We start from the raw sequence: 3,610 nt of genomic DNA on the forward strand, positions 1-3,610 counted from the left end.
TTGCCCCGCACCCGATCCCACGCCACCAACAGAAACGCAGGATCCGCGACGAGGTTGCACAGATCATCAAACCGGCGATGAGGGTCATCCCCGGCCCGTCGGTGCAGCTTGGTCTGGATCTCCAGTACCCGACGCTCGGCCACGACCAGGGCGTGTTCACGTTCCTCCCCGGACAGGACCTGCTCCAGTTCGCCGATGTTCACCGGCGTACTCCTGGCCTTCCAGCCCTTCGGCTGCCGACTTGCTGGTCTCCTTCGCCCTGTAGCCGGCTTTCCCGGCCTCCGTGACGGGTCGTCACGCCCGCGACTACTACGAGACCTCCGCCCCACCCGACGCCCACAGCGGACGACGCACCTGCCCGTTCCCGTACTCGACGCACAGAGTCTGGGCGACGCCGGATGGTTCCCACGTTCACCGCATCACCGTTCGACGGACCTGGGCGTCCAGCTCTGCCCCAGCGGCATCGCCACGACTACGCCGTGGACCTTCACCGTGGCCTCCGACCGGGCGGAATCATCCCGGTGCGGAGTTCCCGCCTCAGAACCAGGTCCAGAGGCGGTGCGCGCCGCAACCCAGCCCACATCCGCCAGGTTCGAGTTGGATGGCCGATTGAGGGGCTTTACACGCTGGTTTCTCACGTACGCCTTTCCGTCTCGCTTGCCGAACCCGCCCCGTCTGGCAGTGCCGACGCGTCCCGGCGTTGTCAGGGCTGCTTCCCGCCCTCCCCGGCGTCTCCCGGATCAGGCTGCCCTCAGCTTCTGCCCGGCTGCCACGACAACCCGGCGGTGAAGGTCTCCCACCTCCACTCGGTGATGCAGCGCCTCGTGGCGCACGATGCCGTCGGCCCACAGGTAGACGTAGTCCACGCCGGCCAGGTCCCGGTTGGTGAACGCCTGATAGTCGCCCTGCCAGCTGGCGGTCAGCCGGGTCACCGTGGAGGCGGACAGGCCGGCGCCCGAGCCGAGGAACTGCTCGAGCGCGGGCACGAAGTCCCCGGAGGACAGGCCGTGCAGATAGAGCAACGGCGGCACCTCTGCGATCTTCGGGGAGCGGCGGCACCACGGCGGGAGGATCGCCGAGGAGAACCGCTGCCGTTCCCCGGTGTCCGGGTCGACACGGCGGTCGTTGACCCGCGGTGCGGTCACCTCGACCGCACCGGCGGCGGTCATCACCTGCCGCGGCTGGGCGTGGCCATTGCGGACGACCAGCCGACGGCCGCGTTCGTCACGCTGGTCGGCGAGCTCGGCGATGTAGGCGTCGACCTCGGCCTCCAACGCGGCAGCGAGCATCCGCCGGGCGCTCCCGGACGATCTATCAGCGACCGCGTCGCCGCCGGACCATCAGCGGGCGTGTCGTCTTCGAGGACTACCGTGAGCACGGGCGTGCCTCCCCGACCAAAGCGCCAACGTCGGCCTGACTAAGACCTCAACCTCGATCACCGGGAAGGTACGCCCTCCCCAGCCGATCCACAGGTCTCAACCATTGCTCTGGCTCGCCGCCTGGGACTAACTCCGCTCCGCAACCCGGCACAGACGCAAGACCTCCAGGTCAGGGCAACGGACATCGGGCTCTGGAAGCTGCGCCCATGCCGTGATACCGAGACTGGTCGACCTTGACCAACCAACGGCGGAAGGTCACCAAACCTTGAAAGATAGCATCATTCACTATAGGTACAGGTCAGCCTGCCGCACAGGGGACGTAATGAAGTAACAAATACGTGATCGAGAGCATCATCGCAGGTCACAGGCCTGTGGAGGGTTCGAAACGCGCAAGTTATTTCATTTCGACTCCGCAGGATCTGTCCTGCCAATAGCTATCCTGACCGACATCCTGAGAGCGGACGGTCAGCCAACAGCATCTGTGCAGGTCAGCGACGGTGCGTCCTGGACCGTCCGCCGCTGAACCGGACGGTCCCGCCGCTCCGCTTCCCGAGTCGAGGCCGGTCAGACAGCTACGCCAGCGGGCTCCGCCACGTTCTGCGGCTCATTTGTAGCTACCGGTGTAGCAAAGGCCCGCGGCTGTCTGGGAAGTGATGCGGCGCGCTCGACCGCGAGTGCGGGCGTCGCAGGTCCTGCGGCTTCAGCGGCCCGTTCAGGTGGAGAGGTGCCGGACCTGCGTCTCGGAGCGGACGCCTGACCAGGGCATTTGTTTAACGTCGGACGCGATTGACGGGGCACTGCGGCGGGCGAGAGCCGGCTTGACCGTGCTGTCCCGAAGCGGACGGTCTGCCGGAAGTGTCGATGCAGGTCAGCGGGGGTGCGCGGGCGACCGTCCGCTGGCCAACCGCAGTCGGCGTTGCTACACCCGTTGCTACATAACGATCTACAAAAGCGGTAAACGATCTCTTCCGAGAGGTAAAACCGCAGGTCAGAAATGGTGGGCAGGGGCGGGGTCGAACCGCCGACCTTCCGCTTTTCAGGCGGACGCTCGTACCGACTGAGCTACCTGCCCCGGGTAGTGCGACTCTCGCATGAGCCACAGCGCACTGTTAGCCCTACGAACGCGGTCCCGACGGGATTCGAACCCGCGACCTCCGCCTTGACAGGGCGGCGTGAACTCCAGGCTTCACCACGGGACCATGCTCTAGATCGATCTTCAGTTGTCGCCTTCCAGGTGCCAGTCACAGTCCCTGTCCGGATCTGGAGGTCATGCTACACGACACCGGGACCACTCGAAGGGCCGGGAGCCCAGGATCCTTGCCCAACAGTCCACGCACACGATCGCTCACGATTCGCTACGAAGACGCGACATCGGCATGAGATCTGCGGAGTCCGCGCGGCGGGCGCGGCGGCACGCCGGGCGCGCCCAGGAACGCCAGGCACGCCGCCGACCTCGAGGGAATCGAGCGAAAGGCGCGCAGCAGCACGGAGTCGATCCAGACCGCCGTTGCCGATCCCGTTCTGACCCGGGTCGAGGACGGGGTCGCCGTCGTCACCCTGAACCGGCTCGAGGTCATGAACGCGTTCACCCTGCCGATGGCCACCGCCTACGCGCAGGCCCTGCGTGCCGCGGACGCCGACCCGGAGGTCCGGTTCATCGCGGCCTCCGCCTCCGTCAACTCCGGCTTCTCCCGCCTCAGCCTGGTCGTCGAATACGGTCTGTCCTGGCATCTTCCCCGGATCATGGGCACCGCCCGGGTCTCGGACTTCCTGCTGTCCGGCCACGCCGTCAGTGCCGCCGAGGCGGCCGAGCTCGGGCTGGTCAACCAGATGATCACGGATGGCGACGTACTGGACCACGCGGTGCGCTACGCCACCGACATCGCGCGGTCCTGCTCACCGATGTCCCTGGCCGCCATCAAGGCGCGGGTCTACGGGGACCTGGAACGCAACGGGGACCTGGAACGCAGCCGCGCGGACGCGCTCACCGACGCCCTCGCCCAGATGGACACCTCCTTGCCGGCAGCCACCCCGGGCAGCCAGCGATTCCGCTGTTCCTCGGTGCACAGATCGCGCAGGTATGGCCCCACGATGCTCACGACACTCAGCCCGGCGGTGCGACACTGCGGGCCTATGGGCTTGTCCGTGGCGGTTGCCGGTGTCGTCAACGTCCAGCAGACGATCCCGGTCGATGGTTTCCCCCTCGCCTACCCCCCGGTGCGCTATCTGAA

General features: G+C 66.9%; 1 protein-coding gene, 2 tRNA genes and 2 pseudogenes. 1 reads left to right on the top strand and 4 read right to left on the bottom strand.

The genetic code is table 11. The annotated features are described in order from the left end of the window. From ACY45C_RS13360 to ACY45C_RS13375, 4 genes and pseudogenes are all read right to left on the bottom strand, one after another. Window positions 1-197 (bottom strand): annotated as a pseudogene (locus tag ACY45C_RS13360) (hypothetical protein); the annotation flags it as partial. A 636-nt stretch (window positions 198-833) separates the two neighbouring features. Then, window positions 834-1,378 (bottom strand): annotated as a pseudogene (locus ACY45C_RS13365) (transposase); the annotation flags it as partial. A 996-nt stretch (window positions 1,379-2,374) separates the two neighbouring features. Then, window positions 2,375-2,451 (bottom strand) — tRNA-Phe (locus tag ACY45C_RS13370). A gap of 52 nt (window positions 2,452-2,503) precedes the next feature. Next, window positions 2,504-2,578 (bottom strand) — tRNA-Asp (locus tag ACY45C_RS13375). 376 nt (window positions 2,579-2,954) lie between these two features. On the opposite strand from ACY45C_RS13375, the gene ACY45C_RS13380 reads away from it, so the two are divergent. After that, window positions 2,955-3,610, top strand: a 656-nt coding sequence (locus tag ACY45C_RS13380) for an enoyl-CoA hydratase-related protein (protein ID WP_462187940.1), incomplete at its 3' end; no start/stop codon positions are given.

The organism is Frankia sp. CcWB2 (assembly GCF_977927585.1).